The organism is Devosia sp. T2-14 (assembly GCF_055397495.1).
The window spans coordinates 59,307-78,826 of record NZ_AP027921.1 but is presented as its reverse complement, the minus strand read 5'-3'; the positions used below and the strand labels follow the sequence as shown (position 1 = coordinate 78,826).

The window sequence follows — 19,520 nt, the reverse complement described above, 5'->3', positions numbered from 1 at the left end:
GGTCGCGATGTTACTTCTGGAACGGGGTGTACCAGGCAGCGAGCTCCTTGGTGATACGCTCACCAGCAGCCTCGGGAGTGGTCTGGCCAGCCAGCAGCTTCTGGACTTCTTCCTGCAGCAGGACCGAGCCGGAGGGCTCGCCGAAGCGGAAGTGAACCAGCATCATGTAGGGGATCGAGTGAGCATTGAGCTCGGCAACTTCGCCCAGGAGCGGGTTGTCGAAGGTCACGCCCGGAACGGTCGAGATGTTGTTCAGCGAGTTGGCGAACGCCTGACCGAAGTCCTTGCTGGCAACGTAGTTCAGGAACTTCAGGGCCGCTTCCTTGTTGGCACCAGTGGCGTTGGCTGCATAGCCACCGTCAAAGTAGATGCCGACAAGCTTCTCGTCTTCCGCATTGACGCCAGGAGCGGCAAAGACGCCCAGGTTCAGCTCGGGGTTGAGGGTCTTGAAGGTCGCCAGTTCATACGAACCGCCGGCAAACATTGCGGCCATGCCCGAGGCAAACAGCTGCTGGGATGCGGGGTAGTCCAGACCGATGAAGCCATCGGGGAAGTAGGCGCTGATTTCCTTGAGGGCTGCGAGGCCGTTGGTGAAACGCGCGTCGGTGAAGTCAGCCGTGCCGGCGATCAGGTCGTCGTAGAACGAACGGCCCATGGTCGAGTAGACCAGATCGGCGGTGATGGTTTCGTTCTGCCAGGCGGTCGCGGTGCCATTGCCGAAAGGCATCAGGCCAGCGTCCTTGAGCTTCTGGCTCAGAGCCAGGAACTCAGCCCAGGTCTGGGGCTCTTCGATGCCATTGGCGTCGAAAATGTCCTTGTTGTAGATCACGAACTGGGTCTGCGAAGCAAACGGCACAGCGTAGATCTGGTTGTCCGAACGCATGGTTTCAGCCTGCAGGGCGCTGGCCGAGAAGCCTTCCAGGTTCGGAACGGTTGCCGTGGTGATCGGCTCGAGGTAGCCGGCCGAAGCAATGGCTTCCATGCCGCCGTAAGCGCGAACCATCATCAGATCCGGGCCGGTGCCGCCAGCGAGGGCGGTGGACAGGATCGTGTTGTAGTTGGCAGCTTCGAAGGTCTCGAGCTTGATGGTGATGCCGGGATTGGCAGCTTCGAAGGTCTTGATGAACTCTTCGTACTGCGCGCGGTCTTCCTGGCGCCAGGACCAGAAGGAAAGTTCCTGGGCGAGGGCGCTGTAGGCCGACAGCATGGTGGTGGCCATAACGGCCGTTCTGATGAATAGCTTCTTCATTCTCTTCCCTTGGTTGCTCCGGTAGTTATTCCAGTGCTTGCCTGCCGCTATGCGGTCAGGCGTTGCTTCGTTGCGCTGCTGAAGTAGTGCGCTTTATTTGGCAGGATATTGATGCGGACCGGCGCGTCGATGGCGTAATCGACATCGGGCGTGCAACGCACGCTCAGCTGCGAGCCATTGGTCAAACGCACATAAACGAAGGCGTTGTCGCCCAGGTATTCGGTGTAGACGACGTTGGCGGCAAAGCCCTCGCCCTCATGGCCGGACGAAAGTTCGAGCGCGTCGGGGCGGACGCCCAGGATGAAGGACTTGTCATCGCCGGCCGGCAGGCTGGTCGGGGTGATCGCGCCGGTGCCGGCGATGGCCAACTGGTTGCCGCTGCGTTCGACGTCGAGCAGCGCCATCTGGGGCGAGCCGATGAAGGTCGCCACGAAGGTGTTGGCCGGGGTCTCGTAGAGTTCGCGCGGCGTGCCGAACTGTTCCACCTTGCCCAGGTTCATGACGACGATGCGGTCGGCGAGGGTCATCGCTTCGACCTGGTCGTGCGTCACGTAAATGGTGGTGCCGCCGATGTCGCGGTGCAGCTTGGCGATTTCCAGACGCACCTGGCTGCGCAGGGCAGCGTCGAGGTTGGACAGCGGCTCGTCGAGCAGCAGCAGATCGGGCTTGCGCACCAGAGCGCGGCCGATGGCGACGCGCTGGCGCTGGCCACCGGACAGTTCCTTGGGCTTGCGCTTGAGGAGCGGTTCGAGGCGCAGCATGCGCGCAGTGTCTTCGATGCGCTTTTCGACTTCGGCCTTGTCGAGGCCCATCAGGCGGGCGCCGAAAGCCATGTTCTCGTAGACGTCCATATGCGGGTAGAGCGCGTAGGACTGGAACACCATGGCAATGCCGCGCTTGGAGGGCGGGACATCATTCATCAGGTGGCCGTTGAGACGGAACTCGCCTTCGGTGATCGGATCGAGCCCGGCGATCAGACGCAGCAGAGTCGACTTACCGCAGCCCGAGGGGCCGACGAAAACGATCAGTTCCTTGTCGTTGACCTCAAGGTCGATGCCATGAAGCACCTTGACCGCCTTGAAGCCTTTTTTGATGCCACGCAGGGATAGTTGAGCCAAGTGCCTTCTCCGTGGCTTGATTGAACAATGCCGGTGGGTCCAAGGCTGCGCGGTTCGTTGCCGTGCTTGCTCGCGAAGGCGACGCCAGCTTTGGAAAGCCTGCTCATCCCCTTCGTCACGCCCGCAGCAGTGTCCGAATCCATCCTCGCCCCATTCCGTTCCTCAAGCAAACCGCCCAAGGGCAGGTCTGTCTGAAGATACGCATTGGTGGAATATTAAATTCCTATTTTTGATCGTGTCAAGAATAAGAAATTACTGTGACAATGTGTGCAGGCGATTGCGGCCGAGGCGGGCAGCGGGCAGCCGGCGGCGGAGAGGCGGCTATTCCTTGAGGACGTGAACCGCGGTTTCGCTGGCGTGAATGTAGTCGTAGGCATCGGGCTGAACCTGCAGCAGCAGGATGAACAGCATGTCGGTCAGCATCAGCTGCGCGTCGCGCGAGGTGATGGCCGAGGAGCGTACCCGATCTTCGTCGGCGACGGTGTAGAGGCTGATATCGGTCAGCGCCGACAGCGGATTGGGCGTGAGTCCGGTGACCGAAATGATGGTGGCGCCGCGCGCACGGGCCAGCTCTGCTATCCGCAGAATCTCCATGCTGGTGCCCGAATAAGAGATGGCGAACAGCACGTCCTTGCTGGTGAGGGTGGAGGCATTGGAGATCTGGATGTGGCTGTCATTGTCGAGCAGCACGTTGCGGCCGAGCTTGAGCAGCTTGTAGGAGAAGTCGCGCGCCACCAGCGAGGATGCGCCGACGCCTGCCAGCTGAATGCGGCGGGCCCCGGCTAGGGCGGAGAGAGCTTCGCCAATGGTCTGCTCGCTATTGGCGGAGGTGGTTTCGCGCATCGAGAGCAGCTTGCTGCCGGTGAGCTTCTGCAGAATCGTCATGTAGCTGTCGCTGACATCGATCGTGCCGTGAATCACCCCGGCGGGGGCCTGCCATTCCTGGGCCTTGGCCTTGTTGACGGCCAGCTTGAGCTGCTGGTAGCCGACATAACCGAGTTTCTGGCTGAACTTGACGACGCTGGACTGGCTGCGCCCGGTGGCTTCGGCCAAGGCCGCCGACGAGAGCGACAGCATGCGCTCGGGATCATCGATGATGAACTGGCCGATCTGGCGATCCGCCTCGGTCATGGTCTCGAGTCGGGCGTTGATAATCTTCAGGATGGACATGCGGATCTCCCTCAGAGCGGACTATTTCGCGTCCTGCCATGACCGTGGTTTGCGGTGCCGTTCCCTGTCTGACGCTTCAAACCTGCACGAGGCGTGGATGCAGCAATATTTCGAATAGTCGTGTGATTGCAATGCACTTGGCCCAGTCCCCCCCGACCGATTTCGCCTCGGGAAACCTCGCGCCATGCGCCTGCATCCACTAAGGAATAGAATATTCTTCACTTCGTTGACACAAGGAATATTCACTTCTAACACTTGGGCGAAAAGTGAGTGGAAGCTGATGACCAAAAGCACCTTGATTGCGGAGTTGGGGCAACTCGTCTCGGAATCGCGCAACCCGGACACGATGCAGATCGACCTGATGTCGACCGAGCAGGTTCTGGTCGCCATGAACGAGCAGGACGCCCTGGTTGCGCCAGCCGTGCAGCGGACCATTCCTGAAATCACCAAGGCAGTCGACAAGATCGTCGCGGCCTTCAAGGCCGGCGGCCGTCTGATCTATATGGGTGCCGGCACCAGCGGCCGCCTCGGCGTTCTCGACGCATCGGAATGCCCGCCGACTTTCGGCGTGTCGCCCAACATGGTCGTGGGCATCATTGCCGGCGGCGACCACGCGCTGCGCCATCCGATCGAAGGCGCTGAAGACAGCCTCGAAGAAGGCCGCACCGACCTGCAGAATCTCAATCTGTCCAGCAAGGACGTGGTGGTGGGAATCGCGGTCAGCGGCCGTACCCCCTACGTAATCGGCGGGCTGGAATATGCCCGCGAGATCGGCGCTACCGCAGTGGCCCTCTCGTGCAATCCCGAATCGACCATCGCCAAGATTGCCGATATCGCCATCTCGCCCGTTGTCGGGCCGGAAGTGCTGACCGGCTCGACCCGCCTCAAGTCGGGTACGGCGCAGAAGGTCGTTCTGAACATGCTGACCACGGCCAGCATGATCCGCATCGGCAAGTCGTATGAAAACCTGATGGTGGACCTGTCGGTCAGCAACGAAAAGCTGCTGGCCCGTGCCACCGGCATCCTGGTCGAGGTTGTTGGCTGCACCGAGGAAGAGGCGCGCGGCTATCTGGCCCAGAGCGGCAATAACGTGAAGCTCGCCATCCTGATCGGTTTGACCGGCATGGAACGCGACGAGGCCGAAGCCGCGCTGGCCAAGGCCGACGGGTTCCTGCGCACCGCCATCCGCGAGCGGCACGTTCAGGGCTAATTCCGATGGGCGCAGCTGACGCCGATCTTTCACAAGCACTCGACCGGGCCTTCGTTCCGGTCGAAGCAGCCGTCACCAGCGGCCGCATTCCCGGCGCGGTGCTGGGCATGGTCGATCGCCATGGCAACAGGATGACGCGCGCGCTGGGTTTTGCATCACTGGTGCCCGAACAGCGCCCCATGACGCTCGAGACCTGGTTTGATCTCGCGTCGCTCTCCAAGGTGCTGTTCACCACGCCGCGCATTCTGGCGCTGGCAGCGCAGGGCGTGATCGATCTCGATGCGCCGCTGACCTCGATCATTCCCAATCTGCGGCAGTTCGATCCCAATGGCTGGGAGCGCAAGGTGACGTTCCGGCAGTGCCTTGGGCACCAGACCGCGTTTCCTTCCTCCGAGCCGATCTTCACCTATGGCGAGAACCCGAACCTGCTGCGCAACTTCGTGTTGCAGCATGCCTGGACGCCGGGACCGGCGGGCTATTCCTGCATCAATTTCATCCTGCTCGGCATCGCGCTGGAACGCATCGCGGGCAAGACCATCCGCGAGATGGATCCGGGCCCCGGCTTTGCCTTTTCGGCGCCAGCAGACGAGGCAGCGGCCACTGAATTCTGCCACTGGCGGGGACGGGTGCTGAGCGGGGAAGTGCATGACGAGAACTGCGCGGCGCTGCAGGGAGCGGGCAATGCCGGGCTGTTCGGCACGGTAGACGCGGTGCTCGACGCGGCCGGCGCGATGCTGCGCGACGCGGAGAGCCCGGTCGTGACGCTGATGCGCACGCCGCTGTCGGCAACGCGGACCCATGGCTGGGAGCGGCCATACAAGGGCTGGTCGGGCGGCGACCTGGCGGGGCCCGGCACGATCGGACATACCGGCTTTACCGGAACGGGGCTTTGGGTCGATTTCGATGGCGGCCGCGCCTGGACGCTGCTGACCAACCGCGTGCATCCGAGCCGCTATGCCGATAGCGGCATCTTCGCCCTGCGCAGCGCGGTTGGCGATCTCATCAACGCAAGCTGAGGCGCTCGCCTAGTTGGCGGTGATCCGGCGCGGCCACGGTGTCGAGGTGGTGCCGAAGGAAATGCCGTGCTTGTAGGTCCAGCCGTGACCGCCCGGGCCATCGACCACGCACCACAGCTTCTGGCACCGCAGGACGCGAATGGCGAGGTCGGGCGCGATCTCGCCGGTGACGGCATAGCCCGTGCCTGGTCGGGCATAAAGGACAAGCGGCTGCGCGCTCCAGGCAGGGGTGCCAATCCTGTAGGCGGCGCTGGCGGGCGCGGCGGCAGTCAAGGCCATGAGCAGCAGGCTTGTGAGGGTAGTCAGCAGGCGACCGAAGTAACGCATGGATGAATTCCCGAGCTGATTATCGCATCGAGACTAGCGCGCCGAGTGCGCCGCTCCAAGCGGCAAGAAAAAGGGCCCAGCGGTGGCTGGGCCCTTGGATTTTGTCGACCGCTAAATATTAGCGGATGCGGATCGAGGCGATGTAGTCGTCGAAGTCGCCGAGCGAGGAGGCGCTGGTGGAGTAGGTGCGGCAGTTGCGGTAGTTGCTCTCGCTGCAGACCTGAACCTGCAGGCCGGTCGGGTTGGCGATGGACGAGATACGGTCGGTCCAATCGCCGAGGTTGCGGACGCTATCACCTGATTCCAGGCAGAAGCTGTCGCCGCGCATGCGGGCGCGATCATAGAAGCAGACTTCAGCATAAGACGGCAGCGACGGGGTCGGCAGGATTACCGGCGGCTGCGACGGGGTGGGACGGATCACCGGCGGCTGCGATGGCGTCGGGCCGACGCCGAAGTTGAACGAGGGGCCATTCGGGCCAACGGTGAAGCCGAAGGAGAGGCCGGGCTGGCTCGGATTGACCGGGCGGCCGCCGGCGCTGAGATAGCTCGCCGAGACCCAGCCCGATGGACCGCGCTGGACAATGTAGCACCACGAACCCTGGCACTGCTGCACATCGACCTGAGTGCCACGGCGCACGGTGTCGATGACGGCATAGTTGGTGCCGGGGCCGGAGCGCAGGTTCACATTGCTGGTTACGGTGCCGGGCGCTGCGTTGGCGGCGGGCAGGAACACGACCATGGCGGTCATGGCCACGGCGATGCCGGTGGCGATCTTCAGCAATATGCTACGGGTATGGCGGTTCATGGCGATGCTCCTCTGTGCTGGTCCGGCCGATCCCGGGGATCGAGATGACGCAAGCGGCCGGTGACGCTTCAGCTAGGTTGTTCAAGAAACGGGGACTGTCGCGAAAGAGTTCCGGTCCCCGGAAATTTGGTTTGTCTTCGAAATAGTGGAGGCCTGACCGTCGAGACCTTATGCCAGCATGACATCATGGTCTGCCTGAACGCCAGCTGAACGAAGTGCCGGGGTTAAGCGGTGGTGGGCGACGGAATGATGCGGCGCTTGTTGCCCTGCTCGTCGAGACCGACATAAACGAAGCGCGCCTCGGTGACCTTGACCCGGTCGGGCAGGCGCTGGCGGCGGGCCCAGGCTTCCATGCCGATGGTGATGGAGGTGTTGCCGACGCGCTCGACGGTTGTGTAGACGCACAGCACGTCGCCGACCTTGACCGGCGCGATGAAGGTCATGGCCTCAACGGCCACAGTGACGACGCGTCCGTGGCTCAGTTCCACGGCGGCGATGGAGCCGGCGATATCCATCTGGCTCATCACCCAGCCGCCGAAAATGTCGCCGGCGGGATTGGCATCGGCGGGCATGGCCAGCGTGCGGATGGTGAGAGTGCCTTTGGGTTCGACGCCAGTATTCGACATGGTCAGGGTCCTTTCACGGGCCAGCGGCCAACCGCCTCTTCCCAGTGCTTGCGGCAGAGGGAGATGTAGACCGATTTTTCGATGGAGACCTGTTCGCCATCGGTGAGCACGCGTCCGTCGGCGTTCTGGCGGACCACCATAGTTGCCTTGGCACCGCATTCGCAGATGGTGCGAATTTCCCGCAGCTCATCGGCAATGGCAAGCAGGGCCTGCGAGCCGGGAAACAGCTTGCCCTGGAAGTCGGTGCGCAGGCCAAAGCACATGACCGGAACCTTCAGGCGGTCGCTGACGCGCGCCACCTGCCAGACCTGATCGGGGGTGAGGAACTGGGCCTCGTCGACAAAGACGCAATCGACCTTGCTGTTCTCATGCTCGTCGCGAATGGACTGGTAGAGATCGTCCCCGGCCGAATAGAGGGCGGCGGGCTCGGAAATGCCAATGCGCGATGAAATGAGACCGATGCCGTTCTCGACATAGAGCGCCGAGGTGTAGAGCAGCGGACGCATGCCACGCTCGCGGTAGTTATAGGCGGCCTGCAGCAGCAAGGTGGACTTGCCGGCATTCATCGCCGCGTATGAGAAGTAGAGCTTGGCCATTTCGAGCAGGGTCTCACGGTTGCGTCAGTGGCATGGCTAGGCAATAAACTCTGTGCGACCCCGCATGAAGCGGCAGCACGCATCATCAACAGTTCATTGTGGGGCCGGCATGTCCAGTGTTGTCATCCGAAGAGCCACGCCGGACGACCGGGCCGCGGTCGAGGCGCTGCTGGATACCTCGTGGCGGACCCACTGGGCGCCCCATGTCGAGCCGGAATCCATCGCGCGGTTCGAGCGCGAGCAGCCGGTGATTGGCTATGTCGAGACCTATATCGACCAGTTCATGCTGGCCGAGCGCGATGGCGTCATCGCGGGCATGTATCACCTCGAGGCGGGTGTGCTGCATGCCATCCACGTGCATGTGCTGTTCATCGGCAGCGGCGTGGGGCGGGTGCTGATGGACCATGCGGAAGCGGCGGGCGCGCGGCGGCTGGATGTGCGTGCCTTCAACAGCCGGGCGCGGGCATTCTACGAGCGGCGCGGCTGGCGGGCGGTGGCGGAAATGGAAGCATCGGAAATGGGAACGCCGGTGCGGTCCATTTTTATGGAGCGGCGGTAGTCCAAAAAAGAGGCCGCCCGAAGTGGGGCGGCCAATTGCCGAGGGGTCGGCGGGGAGAGGCGGGGTTGGCGGCCGCGCTCTCGCAGGTGCCGGCGCGACGTTGGGGACGTGGGGCGCGGCGGTTCCGGGGCACAAGGAGGACCGGGAACGCTGAAACCCTACCGGCGTTGTGTGACGCGGGCGTGACAGGGCGGGGAGACCGGGCTACCGCAGTGTTCAGATGCAGTTCAGGTTTGCCATGACATTGAGCTGAGGTTCCCGCTGTATGGAGTTCCGGTGATGCAGAAATCGCTTCTTGTGCTTGGCGCCCTGGCCGCCCTGGTCCAACCCGTCATGGCTTCGCCCGAGGGCATCTGGGAAATCGAGATGCGGGACTCGCGCTACAGCGTCGAGCTGTGCGGAGACGACGGTAAGCAACTGTGCGGCACGTTGATCTGGCTGGGCAATGGCGCCGACAATGCCGAGAACATGCCTTATCTCAACACTCTGATGATCGACCACGCCAAGCCGACAAAGCCCAACCAGTGGAAGGGCGACCTGCACATCTATGGGCAGACCGCCGGAGGCACGATAACGCAGGTGAGCGAAGACCAGATCACGCTGAAAGGCTGCGTTGTTTTCGTGGTGTGCAAAACCTACCAGATGTACCGCTACAAGCCCTAGTTCGTCGGCCGTGCCACGTGGGCCTGCCGCCGCGCCCAGAGCGGAGGCAGGGCTTCGACGGCCAGGATGGCGACGAAGATCAGCGCTGCGCCGGCATAGCCCACCGGGGGCAGGCGTTCGCCCAGCAGCAGTGCGCCGCCCAGGGCCGCGAAGAGGCTTTCGGCGGAGAGGATGATCGCCGCATTGGCCGGTGGCACATATTGCTGGCCGATGGCCTGGAAGGTGAAGGCGACGGCGGTCGACAGGACGCCGGCATAGGCGATCTCGATCCAGCCGGCGGAAATGCCTTCCAGCGTCGGCGTTTCATGCACGAAGGCGAAGGACAGCGCCACCACGCCGGCGATGAGAAAACTGACGGCAGAGATGAAAATCGGCAGGCCGGTTTCGCGCGCGATGAGGCCAAGCAGAATGACGTGCAGTGCCCAGAACACGGCACTGATCACGATGAGGCCGTCGCCGCCATTGAAGCTGGCGAGCCCGCCGCCATTGAGGAAATAGATGCCGACCAGCGCCAGCGGCACGCAGGCATAGATGATCGGGTGCGGGCGCGTGCGGAACATCAGGAAGCCCAGAACCGGCACGAAGAACACGTAGAGCCCGGTGAGGAAACCCGCATTGGTGGCCGAGGTGGTGGCCAGCCCGGTCTGCTGCAGCCACGACCCCATGAAGAAGACCAGGCTCATGACTACGATCAGCATCCATTGCCGCAGGGTCAGGGCCTTGGTCTGCCTGCGCTTTTCACGCAGGGCCAAGGGCAGGACCAGCAGCCCGCCGAGTAGGTAGCGCACGCCGGCGAAGGTCAGCGGGCCCATCGAATCCATGGCGGACTTTTGCGCGATGAAGGCAAAGCCCCACAGCATGGTGCAGACAATGAGCAGGAGGGCGGCGACGGGGCGGGACATGGGAAGACTTTGCGTTGGCTCGGGGTGTTCAGTCGTCTCCCTCCCCCTTGTGGGGAGGGATCAAGGGTGGGGGTCGGCTGGCCGCGATATTGGGGCTCTCGCACCCCCACCCGGCTCGATCACCTAGCTCGCTGTCCCTCCCCACAAGGGGGAGGGAGGCAGACTGATAGCCTTGTGGCTACTTCAATTCCGCGTCCAGCGCGGTGATGAGCTGGGTGATTTCTTCGGGTGTGGTGTAGTGCACGAAGGAGAGGCGGAGGACGCCGTGATCGGGGTTGATGCCGACGGCTTCGAGCAGGCGGTAGGCGTAGAAGTGGCCGCCACCGGCCATGATGCCGTGGCGGGCAAGGCGCCGGGCGACGTCGGCGCCGGGTTCGGCGAGGGCCAGCGCGATGGTCGGGGCGCGCAGGTTGGGATCGTCGGGGCCGATGATGCGGATGCTGTTCTTCTGGCGGAGATAGTCCAGCAGGGGCTTTGACAGTGCGATTTCCTGAGCGCGCATGGCGGCGTGGGCGCGGCGGAAGGGATTGGCGCCTTCCACGGCATCGCCCGCAATGTCGGCGACGGTTTCGAGATAATCGATAATGCCTGAGGATGCGGCGATCTGGGCGTGGTCGGGACCGGCCGGGGTCAGGCGGTAGCGCGGCTTGGCATCGTTGAAATAGTGGCCCTGATTGGGGAGCGACAGCGCCAGTTCGGGGCGGACGGCCATGATGCCCTGATGGGGACCATAGGTCTTGTAGGCAGAGAAGAAGTAGATGTCGGCGCCCAGCGCCTTGAGGTCGGGCAGACCATGCGGGGCGTAGCTGACGCCATCGATGGCCGTCACTGCGCCAATGGCATGGGCGCGGGCGGCGATATCGGCGACGGGATTGATTTCGCCGGCTACGTTGGAGCAATGCGGCGCGGCGATGAGGCGGACCTTGCTGTCGAGCAGGGCGTCGAGCGCGGCCAGGTCGAGGCGGCCGGTCTGGGGATCAACGCGCCATTCGCGGATCTCGATGCCGCGATTGGCCAGGCGGCGCCAATTGCCGGTATTGGCTTCGTGGTCCTGATTGGTGACGACGATGGCATCGCCCGGCTTGAGCCAGCCCGCGAAGGCATTGGCCAGCACATAGGTATTGGCCGAGGCAGAGGGGCCGAAATGGATCCAGTCGGCGGTGACATTGAGCGCCTGCGCCATCCGCTCGAAACTGAGGTCCATGGCCTCGCCGGCGGCCTGCGAGGCCGGGTAGTAGCCGTAGGGCTGGACTTTGGTGGCGCGATAATAGTGATCGAGCTTGGACAGCACCGCCCGCGATGTATAGGAGCCCCCGGCATTCTCGAAAAAGGCCTGGCCCTGCAGCGACGGTTCGGAAAAAGCCGGGAATTCTGCGCGAATGCGGGTCGGATCGAGCGGCAGGTTGGTCATGGGAATGTCCAGTCGGAGGGTCGTTTATTGGTAATTGATGACCGAACAAAAGCAACCCCCGGCCGTTGAGGGCCGGGGGTCTTGGGGCGCCGGCCGGGGGCAGGCCAACGCCGGGCGGTGCTCCGCCTTAAGGAGAGAAGGCGGAGCCGCCGAAAGGCTTAGCCGTTGGTGGCCGGTGCAGTCGGAGCCGTGGGGGCTTCGGTCGGCGCCTGGCGCGGGCCGCCCTGACGATGGTCACCGCCGCGGTGGTCGCCACCCTTGCCGAAGCGGCGGAAATCGCCGCGCCCATCACGGTCGCCGACGCGGTCGGGACTCTGCGGCATGAGCTGGGTTTTCTGCTCATCGGTCAGGCTATCGAAGAAGGCGGTGGCCGAAGGCTGTACGGCTTCAAGCGCAGCCAGGCGCGCCTGCTGGAGCGCGATGGAGTCCTTGAGGCGAGCCGACATGTCGGGCAGGGTCGGCGTTTCACCGGCGGCAGGCGCGGCGGGGCGCAGCGCTTCTGTGGCGGTGGCAAAGCTGGTGGCCGCGGCTAGGGCATCGGTCTTGAAGGTGTCGAACAGCTTCTGCTGGTCGGCGGTCATCTCGATGGCGTGGCTGAGACGGACAAGCGCGATCTCGACACCTTCGGCACCGCGAGCGAAGTTGAGCATGTCGCCGCCAAACCGGCCGCCGTGATTGCCGCGGTAGCTGGAAGGCTGGCCGGACTTTGCATCGGCCTGCGTGGCCGGTGCAGTACTGGACTGGGCATAGGTGGGGGCGACGGCGGTCAGGACGACACTGGCAGTCATCAAAGCCACAATGGCGGTCGTGGTGATCGTCTTCATGGGGTAGTTTCCTTTGCATGGGGCCGGGGTGATCCGGCGGAAACGACCCTAGATCGATTTGCCTCTTCTTGACCTTGCGGGGGGATGAAGACTTGGTCAGGTTGGTAATGTGGCGCTAGGGCCGGATATCGCGAATGCCCGAAATGATCAGCGTGGCGCCGAGCGCCCCAAAGGCCAGCCCGAAGGCGGTTTCGATCCAGCGCCAGAACCGGGCATAGCCGCGCGTGGCCAGGCCGGTGGAGAACATGACGGCATAGAAGCCATAGATCAGCGTCGCCGATACGGCGACGAGCGGGCCGATGGCCAGGACCTGGACTGCGCCAAGGCCGGAGCCGAACAGGAAGGTGGCGATCGCCATCCACATCAGCAGCGCCTTGGGGTTGGTCATGACCACGAAAAGCCCGCGGCGCCAGGCGGTGACATCGGACACGGCGCGCGTTTCGGCGCGGAGGGCTGCCTCGGTGCCCCGCAGGACGGCGCGCAGGCCGCGATAGCCCATGTAGCAGAGATAGGCCCCGCCGATGAACTTCAGCGTGGTGAGCAGGGCCGGTACGGCGGCGAGAACCGCGCCAAGGCCCAGAGAGACCAGCGCGGCCCAGATCAGGGTGCCCGACGCTATGCCGGCGACGACCAGCAGGGAGGCGCGCCGCCCGCTGCCCAGCGCCGTTTCGATGACGGCGAACATGTTGGGCCCGGGCGAGGCCTGTGCCGCGGCCACGCCCAGCAGGACGACGAGAAAGCTCTGGAGCATAAGGGGATCCGAAACGTCAGGACGAGATGTATTCCCTTAGCACTTCTGCCTCGTGCTCGATCTCCTCAATTTTGAATTTTACCACGTCGCCGATCGAAACGATGCCGACGAGAGCCCCGCCTTCGGTCACCGGCATGTGGCGGATGCGCAGGCGGGTCATCCGCTCCATGACATCGGCGAGAATGGTGGTACGGCTGCAGGTGACGACGCCGCGCGTCATGCATTCGCTGATCCGCAGCGAGAGTGCGCCTGCCGGGTCCTTGCCGATGCGGCGGACGATATCGCGCTCGGAGAGGATGCCGATGATGGCGCCTCTCACATCGGTGATGACAACCGCACCGATATTGTTTGCGTTGAGCACAGCAACGGCATCGCTGAGAGTGCCGGTTTCGGGCAGGGTGTGAACCACGACGCCCTTGGTCTGCAGGATGGCATCGACATACATGTTGAGATCCTCCTGGGCGAGATTGTGAACCCAGGACGCGCGGGCGGCAAGTCCCTGCTAAAGTAGGATAAAGCGGCTTGCGAGGGGCCGGGAGCGCCCACATCCAGACCAAGAAAAAGGGGCCGGCGAACGCCGACCCCAGGGAGACTTTGGTTAGGAGGCTGGGAGATCTGCCTAGCGTTGCTGGCTGGTCCAATCGGTGCGGGACGGGCGGGGAGCTGGGGTTTCCGCCGGAACCTGACCGCGGAACACGACGCGCGCGGCTTCGAACATCATCACGAAGAGCAGAATGGTCAGCGGCACCATGAACACCGCAATCTGGGTGTCGGGCTGGGCCGCGATATTGGCAGCGGTGGCCGGTGTGACGCCAACCATCAGGGCAGTGGCAGCGCCCAAGACGAGCATCGCCGAGGACATTGCTGCATAAAGCCTGAAACTTTTCCGCTTAGGAGACGTAGATTGGTGCATGGGATCGACGTCGTGGTCTTCTCTTCGCATGGTCCAATCTAGCCACCTGAATGCGGTTCGAGTTTGTGTCGAATGGGGTGGGGCGCTGACCATTTGAGGGCGAAACTGTGGCGGGCGACCCCGCAAACCGATCAGGAGGCTCGCATGCGCGTGATATTCGCCGTTGCCTTCATGTTCCTGTCGCTGCTGGGCCCAGCGCTTGCCCAGTCCGAAGAAGCACCCTGGCAGGCCAGTGTGACCGGGCAGATCCAGGCGCTTCGCGCCGCGGATGCCGAGGCGGCGCTGGCTTTTGCCGGGGAGGGATTTCGCACCCGGTTCAAGGAACGGCCCGAGGTGTTCTTTGCTACCATCGTGACCGCAGGCTATGCCCCGATCGCATTGTCGCGGTCGCACAGCTTTGGCCAGTATGAGCGGATCAGCGAGGTGGCCGTGTTGCAGGTGGTCAACTTCGTCGGACACAATCAGGCCCTGTACGAAGCCATTTACGAGCTGGTCGACGAGCCCGGCGAAGGCTGGCGGGTGCTGGGCGTGGTGTTGCGCAAAATAGACGGCGTCGGCATCTGACCGGCGCCGTGCGACGTGGTGATCACGGCAGGTGGTGGCCAAGAGGGCGGTGATGCAGTGAAGGACGGCGGGTGAACACGGCCGATATGGCGGAAGCGATGGCGCTCATCAGTCCGTCGATATGGCGCGGATTGTGTGCAGGTGGCACGGCAGGGCGGGGCGTTTCTTCCCAATGCTGGTGATAGACATTCTTGAAAAGATAGCTGGCAGGGATCATCTGAACCTCCTGTTGAATCGATTCAACAAATGTGCGCAGGGATGCGTTGAACCGGTTCAAAAGATGGGCCTGCGCTGTGCGGGAGTCAAGCAGAAATTGAACCGATCCAATCGCCATGTTACCGTTGGAATCGCGGGAGGTGGCGCGTGAACAAGCAGGGAGAGATCAGCATCAAGCTGCGGGACGTGGCCAAGGCGGCAGGCGTGTCGCAGGGCACGGCGTCCAATGTGTTTAATCGCCCCGAAGTGGTGCGGCAGGAGGTGCGCGAGCGCGTTCATGCGTGGCCAAGGAACTCGGCTATGCCGGGCCGAGCGCTGCCGGTAGGTTGCTGCGGGCCGGCAAGGTCAACGCCATTGGCGTAGCGACCTATGAGTCGCTGACCTACTTTTTTGATGATCCCTGGGCGCGGGCGGTGCTGTCGGAAATCTCGGCGGTTTGTGATACGCGCGGCGCCGGGATCGCGCTAGTTTCGGCGCAGAACCAGCAGAAGGTCGCCTGGAACATCGATAGCGCGCTGGTGGATGGCTTCATCGTGCTGTGCATGGAGCGCGGCGAGCAATTGCTGCAGCTGACGCGCAACCGGCAATTGCCCTATGTGGCATTAGCGCTCGATATCGATGCCGCCGATGACAGCGTGACGGCCATTGCCGTGGACAATCGCGGTGGGGCGCTGCTCGCGGCGCGCCATGTCGCCGGGCTTGGGCATCGCCGGGTGGCGATCCTGGCGCTGGAGTTTTCCAAGGGCCATGTCGGCCTGACCAGCCCGGAAGCAGCGGCGGCCAGCATTTATTCGACCGACCGCGAGCGCATGTACGGTTACTGGCAGGGGCTGGAGGAAGCGGGGATCGGGCGCGAAGCCGTGCCCATTTATGAAACGCGCAATACCAAGGCCAATGTGGATGCCTGCATGGCGGAGCTGTTTGCCGGAGACGCGCCGCCGACCGCAATCATCGGCATGTCGGACCAGGTGGCGCTGTTTGCCATGCAGTGGCTGCGCCAGCACGATATTGCCGTGCCACAGCAGGTTTCGGTGATCGGGTTCGATGGCGTGCCGGAGGCGGCGCTGTCGCTGCCGGGCCTGACCACGATTGAGCAGCCGCTGGCCGAGCTTGCGCAGCGGGCGGTCGCGGCAATCCTAGATGACGACGCGAGCGGCGGGCGGCAGACGCTGGCGTTGAACCTCGTGGTGCGCGGCTCGACGGGGCCAGCTCCCCGATAGCTCTTGCGAGGCCGTGAGCCTGCCTCTATCAATCGCGCGGCACTAGCTGGAGGTTGATATGGGGTTCTTGTCCGAAGCACTGGAGCGCGTGGCGCCGTCCGCAACGGTGGCGATCAGCCAGAAGGCGCGCACCATGGCGCAGGAAGGCCGCGACATCATCGCGCTTTCCGCCGGTGAACCCGATTTCGACACCCCGCTCAATGTGCGCGACGCAGCAAAGGCCGCAATGGATGCGGGCAAGACGCGCTACACCAATGTCGATGGCATTCCTGAACTGAAGGAGGCCGTGGCCGCCAAGTTCCGCCGCGACAACGGGCTCAACGTGACAGCTGCCGACTGCTTTGTTGCCTCGGGCGGCAAGCAGATCATTTTCAACGCCCTGATGGCGACACTGAACCCCGGCGACGAAGTGGTGGTGCCGGCGCCCTATTGGGTCAGCTACCCCGAAATCGTGCGGCTGTGCGGTGCCGAGCCAGTATTTGCGGTGGCCGACGCTTCGACGGGCTTCAAGCTCAAGCCGGAAGTGCTGGAAGCGGCGATCACGCTCAAGACCAAGTGGCTGCTGCTCAATACGCCATCGAACCCGACCGGCGCGGCCTACACGGCCGAGGAGTTGCGCGGGCTGGCAGACGTGCTGTTGCGCCATCCGCAGGTGCACATTCTCACCGACGATATCTATGAAGTGCTGGTCTATGACGGCGGCACTTTCGCGACCATCGCGCAGGTGGAGCCCGCCCTGCAGGCGCGCACGCTCACGATGAACGGCGTTTCCAAGTCGCACGCCATGACCGGCTGGCGTATCGGCTATTGCACCGGCCCTCGGCCCCTGCTGGCCGCTATGCTGAAGCTGCAGAGCCAGTCGACCACCAATGCCAGCTCCATTTCGCAGTGGGCGGCGGTGGAAGCGCTGAATGGTCCGCAGGAATTCCTGGCCGAATGGCGCGCGGTGTTCCAGCAGCGCCGCGATCTGGTGGTGGCCGGGCTCAATGCCAATACCGGGCTCGATTGCCTGACGCCGGAAGGCGCGTTCTACGTATTCCCATCGTGCAAGCGTCTGCTGGGCAAGACCAGTGCCGGTGGCAAGCTGCTGGTGACAGACGAGGATTTCGTCATGGCGCTGCTGGAAGAAACCGGCGTAGCGCTGGTGCATGGCACGGCATTTGGCCTGCCGGGGCATTTCCGGCTGAGCTATGCCGCGAGCAATGCGGAACTGGAAGAAGCCGTGCGGCGCATCCAGGCGTTCTGCGCGGGGATCGCGTAGGTTTTGTGATGGTTCGAGAGGCCCGCGGATCAAGTCCGCGGGCAGCAGTGGTGAATGGAGTGGCGGCGGAGACGTGCCGCTGCCAGGCTACTTGCCCATCCAGCTGAGGAAGCTGGAGCTGCCGCCGCTGGCGTCGCCGAACATCTGCATCAACTTGTTGGTGGACTGGTAGCTCTGGACGGCGGCTTCGTAGAATTTATCGCTCCAGCCGGCGGCCTGGCGCTCCTCGATGCTCATCGATGAGAAGATCGAGATGATGTTCTGGCTGAAGGCTGTGGGGTCGCTGGACTTGGCGGCGTGGTTGAAGCCGGCCAGCAGGGCGGCGCCGCTCTTCTGGCGCATGGCCGCCGTGGCGGCAGTGACCTCTTCCGGCGAGAACTGGCCCTTGGTGTCGAGCACGATGGACGATAGCGAGCGGCTGTCGAACTTGGACAGGTCGATATAGGTGCCCACGGTGGTGTTCTTGTTGAAGCTGGGCGCCTTGCCGTTGCTCACCGCGTCGGCATAGAGCTTGTCGATGGCGCGGCGGGCGCCGGTGGCGACATCGGCGATATCCTGCGGGCCTGATCCGGTGCCGGCCTGAATGAGGGCCAGATAGAGCGCGACGGGGTCTTCCTCGCTGGTCTTGGGCAGGGTCTTGGGATCGGCCTGCAATTGCTTGAGGCCTTCGGTGACGGCGGCGCGACCGGCGATCCAGTCCTTGCCAGTCTTTTCCTCGGGGCTCAGGGAATCGAGATACTCGGCGGCGGCCTTGTAGAGGCCAGTATAGTTGCCGGTGACCTTGGCGACGGCGGCGGGGCCGGCCATGGCGGCCTCGAAACGGCGGGCCATTTCTAGGCCCGCGGCTTCCTGCTCGTCTGCGGTGAAGGCATCGTCGCTGGCCATGGCGAAAAGCTCGCGGGCATCAAGGCTCGCCATGTTCAGGGCCAGTTTGCCCCCTTCGAGGGGAGAGGTGCGGCCAGCATCGGTGAGGAGCGCAGTGAGCTTTGCGCGGGCCTCGGCGATGACGGTGGCGAAATCTTTGGTGTCGAGTGCGGCGCGCGCCTCGTCGGACAGGGTGACCGAGGTTGCAGCCGGCTGAGTCGTGGGGGCAGGGGTGGTGTTGGCGGAGGCGATTCCGGCGCCCGCAGCCTGAGCCGATGCGGCAGCCTTGTAATAGGTATTGGTCGAGTAGGCGGTACTGACGGCAACCATGGGGCGCTCCTGCAATCGGTCAGAGACCGTGGTGCAAGACGCGTGCCGACAAAAAGCTCAATGGAATCAACGGAAGTAAGCCGGGGTGGTTCGCTTTGCGGCAAAATCTGCCGGGGAGGCGGAAAAACTGACCCGGAAAAGAGAAGGCCCCGCCCGAGGGGATGGGCAGGGCCTAGGGGGTCATATGCCGAAGCATCTGACCTTGGAGGAGCGGCGCCACGAACGCCGCTGATCTGGTCGACAAGAAGTATCTGACTCTGTCGGTGCGCACACAAACGCTCAATGGGAAGTGCTGCCATGCAGATTCGCAGGGCTCGACTGTCATAGGGGCAAAAAAAGAGGCTCCAACCGAAGTTGGAGCCCAATGATAGGGCCGAAGCCAAATCGAAGTATGGTCCTGCGCAAGGGAGGAGGAGATGCGCCAGACCGGATGGACCCTGGCCGAGGGAGGAGGATACGGCCAAAGTCCGGTGTCGCAAGACGCGGGTCCGAGGGAGGAGGATACGGAGCGGCGTCACCAGCGACAAAGCCAATATAGGTTTTGACCGTTTGGTCAGCAATACGCAGTGCTACATGCCAGCCATGCGGTGGACACAGCGACAAGTTGTCAACCTGACCTTGAAACGCAGAGCTCGGCCCCCACCAGGGCAAAAAAAAGCCCTGTCCGAAGACAGGGCTTGATGACTGGCCAGAGGCCAAATCGAAAGGTGGGCAGAGAGCAAGGGAGGAGGAGATGCGCTCTGCCAGTGAACCGGGATCGAGGGAGGAGGAGACGATCCAAGTCCGGGTGTCGCGATACGTGGTCCGAGGGAGGAGGAAACGAAGCACGCCTCAGCGACGCCCTCTATATGTACTCTATCGAACCAGTAGACAATACGGGGTGGGTCATAACAGCCATGCACATTTGCATAGGCTGGAAAACAAT

At 63.4% G+C, this 19,520-nt stretch carries 21 protein-coding genes and 1 pseudogene; 7 read left to right on the top strand and 15 right to left on the bottom strand.

What is annotated here, in order from left to right; genetic code table 11:
* Positions 1-10 precede the first annotated feature (10 nt).
* The 3 genes from ACZ5WT_RS00400 to ACZ5WT_RS00390 all read right to left on the bottom strand — a co-directional run bounded on the left by ACZ5WT_RS00400 (position 11) and on the right by ACZ5WT_RS00390 (position 3,537).
* A complete protein-coding gene (locus ACZ5WT_RS00400) occupies positions 11-1,249 on the bottom strand; it encodes an extracellular solute-binding protein (protein WP_464285410.1) in 1,239 nt (412 codons plus the stop codon).
* A gap of 47 nt (positions 1,250-1,296) precedes the next feature.
* Complete coding sequence (locus ACZ5WT_RS00395) at positions 1,297-2,367, bottom strand: ABC transporter ATP-binding protein (RefSeq protein WP_464285409.1); 1,071 nt, start codon at positions 2,365-2,367, stop codon at positions 1,297-1,299.
* 321 nt (positions 2,368-2,688) lie between these two features.
* Positions 2,689-3,537 carry a MurR/RpiR family transcriptional regulator gene (locus tag ACZ5WT_RS00390; RefSeq protein WP_464285408.1) on the bottom strand — a complete coding sequence of 283 codons (849 nt, stop codon included), beginning with the start codon at positions 3,535-3,537 and terminating at the stop codon, positions 2,689-2,691.
* Positions 3,538-3,817: 280 nt separating this feature from the next.
* On the opposite strand from ACZ5WT_RS00390, the gene murQ reads away from it, so the two are divergent.
* Together murQ and ACZ5WT_RS00380 are read left to right on the top strand one after the other, a co-directional pair.
* Positions 3,818-4,747, top strand: coding sequence for an N-acetylmuramic acid 6-phosphate etherase (gene murQ, locus ACZ5WT_RS00385; protein ID WP_464285407.1), 930 nt, complete (start codon positions 3,818-3,820; stop codon positions 4,745-4,747).
* Positions 4,748-4,752: 5 nt separating this feature from the next.
* Positions 4,753-5,763, top strand: coding sequence for a serine hydrolase domain-containing protein (locus ACZ5WT_RS00380; RefSeq protein ID WP_464285406.1), 1,011 nt, complete (start codon positions 4,753-4,755; stop codon positions 5,761-5,763).
* 9 nt (positions 5,764-5,772) lie between these two features.
* Here ACZ5WT_RS00380 and ACZ5WT_RS00375 read toward each other — a convergent pair whose 3' ends face one another.
* From ACZ5WT_RS00375 to ACZ5WT_RS00360, 4 genes are all read right to left on the bottom strand, one after another.
* Positions 5,773-6,090: an SH3 domain-containing protein gene (locus ACZ5WT_RS00375; protein ID WP_464285405.1), complete on the bottom strand. Its 318-nt coding sequence runs from the start codon at positions 6,088-6,090 to the stop codon at positions 5,773-5,775.
* A gap of 118 nt (positions 6,091-6,208) precedes the next feature.
* Positions 6,209-6,895, bottom strand: coding sequence for an SH3 domain-containing protein (locus ACZ5WT_RS00370; RefSeq protein ID WP_464285404.1), 687 nt, complete (start codon positions 6,893-6,895; stop codon positions 6,209-6,211).
* A gap of 224 nt (positions 6,896-7,119) precedes the next feature.
* A complete protein-coding gene (locus tag ACZ5WT_RS00365; protein ID WP_464285403.1) occupies positions 7,120-7,521 on the bottom strand; it encodes an acyl-CoA thioesterase in 402 nt (133 codons plus the stop codon).
* A 2-nt stretch (positions 7,522-7,523) separates the two neighbouring features.
* Positions 7,524-8,117: a thymidine kinase gene (locus tag ACZ5WT_RS00360; RefSeq protein ID WP_464285402.1), complete on the bottom strand. Its 594-nt coding sequence runs from the start codon at positions 8,115-8,117 to the stop codon at positions 7,524-7,526.
* A 109-nt stretch (positions 8,118-8,226) separates the two neighbouring features.
* On the opposite strand from ACZ5WT_RS00360, the gene ACZ5WT_RS00355 reads away from it, so the two are divergent.
* Both ACZ5WT_RS00355 and ACZ5WT_RS00350 read left to right on the top strand, forming a co-directional pair.
* The gene (locus ACZ5WT_RS00355) at positions 8,227-8,676 is read left to right on the top strand and encodes an N-acetyltransferase family protein (protein ID WP_464285401.1); all 450 of its coding nucleotides are present in this window, start codon (positions 8,227-8,229) and stop codon (positions 8,674-8,676) included.
* A gap of 279 nt (positions 8,677-8,955) precedes the next feature.
* On the top strand, positions 8,956-9,339 hold the full coding sequence (locus tag ACZ5WT_RS00350; RefSeq protein WP_464285400.1) for a DUF2147 domain-containing protein: 384 nt from the start codon (positions 8,956-8,958) through the stop codon (positions 9,337-9,339).
* Here ACZ5WT_RS00350 and ACZ5WT_RS00345 read toward each other — a convergent pair.
* The 6 genes from ACZ5WT_RS00345 to ACZ5WT_RS00320 form a co-directional block, all read right to left on the bottom strand.
* Entirely contained in the window at positions 9,336-10,241 is a 906-nt protein-coding gene (locus tag ACZ5WT_RS00345) for a DMT family transporter (RefSeq protein ID WP_464285399.1), read from the bottom strand. The two genes, ACZ5WT_RS00350 and ACZ5WT_RS00345, sit on opposite strands and share 4 nt — an antisense overlap.
* Positions 10,242-10,419: 178 nt before the next feature.
* Entirely contained in the window at positions 10,420-11,652 is a 1,233-nt protein-coding gene (locus ACZ5WT_RS00340; RefSeq protein WP_464285398.1) for an aminotransferase class V-fold PLP-dependent enzyme, read from the bottom strand.
* A 158-nt stretch (positions 11,653-11,810) separates the two neighbouring features.
* Complete coding sequence (locus tag ACZ5WT_RS00335) at positions 11,811-12,476, bottom strand: Spy/CpxP family protein refolding chaperone (protein ID WP_464285397.1); 666 nt, start codon at positions 12,474-12,476, stop codon at positions 11,811-11,813.
* 115 nt (positions 12,477-12,591) lie between these two features.
* Positions 12,592-13,227: a LysE family translocator gene (locus ACZ5WT_RS00330; RefSeq protein ID WP_464285396.1), complete on the bottom strand. Its 636-nt coding sequence runs from the start codon at positions 13,225-13,227 to the stop codon at positions 12,592-12,594.
* Positions 13,228-13,243: 16 nt separating this feature from the next.
* Positions 13,244-13,672 (bottom strand): CBS domain-containing protein, encoded by a 429-nt coding sequence (locus ACZ5WT_RS00325; protein WP_464285395.1) that lies wholly within the window; start codon positions 13,670-13,672, stop codon positions 13,244-13,246.
* A 174-nt stretch (positions 13,673-13,846) separates the two neighbouring features.
* Positions 13,847-14,068 (bottom strand): hypothetical protein, encoded by a 222-nt coding sequence (locus ACZ5WT_RS00320; protein ID WP_464285394.1) that lies wholly within the window; start codon positions 14,066-14,068, stop codon positions 13,847-13,849.
* A gap of 216 nt (positions 14,069-14,284) precedes the next feature.
* On the opposite strand from ACZ5WT_RS00320, the gene ACZ5WT_RS00315 reads away from it, so the two are divergent.
* A complete protein-coding gene (locus ACZ5WT_RS00315) occupies positions 14,285-14,704 on the top strand; it encodes a DUF4864 domain-containing protein (protein WP_464285393.1) in 420 nt (139 codons plus the stop codon).
* A 22-nt stretch (positions 14,705-14,726) separates the two neighbouring features.
* Here ACZ5WT_RS00315 and ACZ5WT_RS00310 read toward each other — a convergent pair whose 3' ends face one another.
* Entirely contained in the window at positions 14,727-15,038 is a 312-nt protein-coding gene (locus tag ACZ5WT_RS00310; protein ID WP_464285392.1) for a hypothetical protein, read from the bottom strand.
* 29 nt (positions 15,039-15,067) lie between these two features.
* On the opposite strand from ACZ5WT_RS00310, the pseudogene ACZ5WT_RS00305 reads away from it, so the two are divergent.
* Positions 15,068-16,140: pseudogene (locus ACZ5WT_RS00305) on the top strand (LacI family DNA-binding transcriptional regulator).
* A 58-nt stretch (positions 16,141-16,198) separates the two neighbouring features.
* The gene (locus ACZ5WT_RS00300) at positions 16,199-17,401 is read left to right on the top strand and encodes a pyridoxal phosphate-dependent aminotransferase (protein WP_464285391.1); all 1,203 of its coding nucleotides are present in this window, start codon (positions 16,199-16,201) and stop codon (positions 17,399-17,401) included.
* Between the two features lie 87 nt (positions 17,402-17,488).
* Here ACZ5WT_RS00300 and ACZ5WT_RS00295 read toward each other — a convergent pair whose 3' ends face one another.
* Positions 17,489-18,595, bottom strand: a complete 1,107-nt coding sequence (locus ACZ5WT_RS00295; protein WP_464285390.1) for a hypothetical protein — start codon at positions 18,593-18,595, stop codon at positions 17,489-17,491.
* Between the last annotated feature and the right edge of the window lie 925 nt (positions 18,596-19,520).

What these genes read in the sequence shown, in the direction of transcription:
- ACZ5WT_RS00400 (WP_464285410.1), bottom strand. Translation starts at nt 1,249, where the DNA reads ATGAAGAAGCTATTCATCAGAACGGCCGTTATGGCCACCACCATGCTG.
- ACZ5WT_RS00390 (WP_464285408.1), bottom strand. Translation starts at nt 3,537, where the DNA reads ATGTCCATCCTGAAGATTATCAACGCCCGACTCGAGACCATGACCGAG.
- murQ (WP_464285407.1), top strand. Translation starts at nt 3,818, where the DNA reads ATGACCAAAAGCACCTTGATTGCGGAGTTGGGGCAACTCGTCTCGGAA.
- ACZ5WT_RS00380 (WP_464285406.1), top strand. Translation starts at nt 4,753, where the DNA reads ATGGGCGCAGCTGACGCCGATCTTTCACAAGCACTCGACCGGGCCTTC.
- ACZ5WT_RS00375 (WP_464285405.1), bottom strand. Translation starts at nt 6,090, where the DNA reads ATGCGTTACTTCGGTCGCCTGCTGACTACCCTCACAAGCCTGCTGCTC.
- ACZ5WT_RS00370 (WP_464285404.1), bottom strand. Translation starts at nt 6,895, where the DNA reads ATGAACCGCCATACCCGTAGCATATTGCTGAAGATCGCCACCGGCATC.
- ACZ5WT_RS00365 (WP_464285403.1), bottom strand. Translation starts at nt 7,521, where the DNA reads ATGTCGAATACTGGCGTCGAACCCAAAGGCACTCTCACCATCCGCACG.
- ACZ5WT_RS00360 (WP_464285402.1), bottom strand. Translation starts at nt 8,117, where the DNA reads ATGGCCAAGCTCTACTTCTCATACGCGGCGATGAATGCCGGCAAGTCC.
- ACZ5WT_RS00355 (WP_464285401.1), top strand. Translation starts at nt 8,227, where the DNA reads ATGTCCAGTGTTGTCATCCGAAGAGCCACGCCGGACGACCGGGCCGCG.
- ACZ5WT_RS00350 (WP_464285400.1), top strand. Translation starts at nt 8,956, where the DNA reads ATGCAGAAATCGCTTCTTGTGCTTGGCGCCCTGGCCGCCCTGGTCCAA.
- ACZ5WT_RS00345 (WP_464285399.1), bottom strand. Translation starts at nt 10,241, where the DNA reads ATGTCCCGCCCCGTCGCCGCCCTCCTGCTCATTGTCTGCACCATGCTG.
- ACZ5WT_RS00340 (WP_464285398.1), bottom strand. Translation starts at nt 11,652, where the DNA reads ATGACCAACCTGCCGCTCGATCCGACCCGCATTCGCGCAGAATTCCCG.
- ACZ5WT_RS00335 (WP_464285397.1), bottom strand. Translation starts at nt 12,476, where the DNA reads ATGAAGACGATCACCACGACCGCCATTGTGGCTTTGATGACTGCCAGT.
- ACZ5WT_RS00330 (WP_464285396.1), bottom strand. Translation starts at nt 13,227, where the DNA reads ATGCTCCAGAGCTTTCTCGTCGTCCTGCTGGGCGTGGCCGCGGCACAG.
- ACZ5WT_RS00325 (WP_464285395.1), bottom strand. Translation starts at nt 13,672, where the DNA reads ATGTATGTCGATGCCATCCTGCAGACCAAGGGCGTCGTGGTTCACACC.
- ACZ5WT_RS00315 (WP_464285393.1), top strand. Translation starts at nt 14,285, where the DNA reads ATGCGCGTGATATTCGCCGTTGCCTTCATGTTCCTGTCGCTGCTGGGC.
- ACZ5WT_RS00310 (WP_464285392.1), bottom strand. Translation starts at nt 15,038, where the DNA reads ATGGCGATTGGATCGGTTCAATTTCTGCTTGACTCCCGCACAGCGCAG.
- ACZ5WT_RS00300 (WP_464285391.1), top strand. Translation starts at nt 16,199, where the DNA reads ATGGGGTTCTTGTCCGAAGCACTGGAGCGCGTGGCGCCGTCCGCAACG.
- ACZ5WT_RS00295 (WP_464285390.1), bottom strand. Translation starts at nt 18,595, where the DNA reads ATGGTTGCCGTCAGTACCGCCTACTCGACCAATACCTATTACAAGGCT.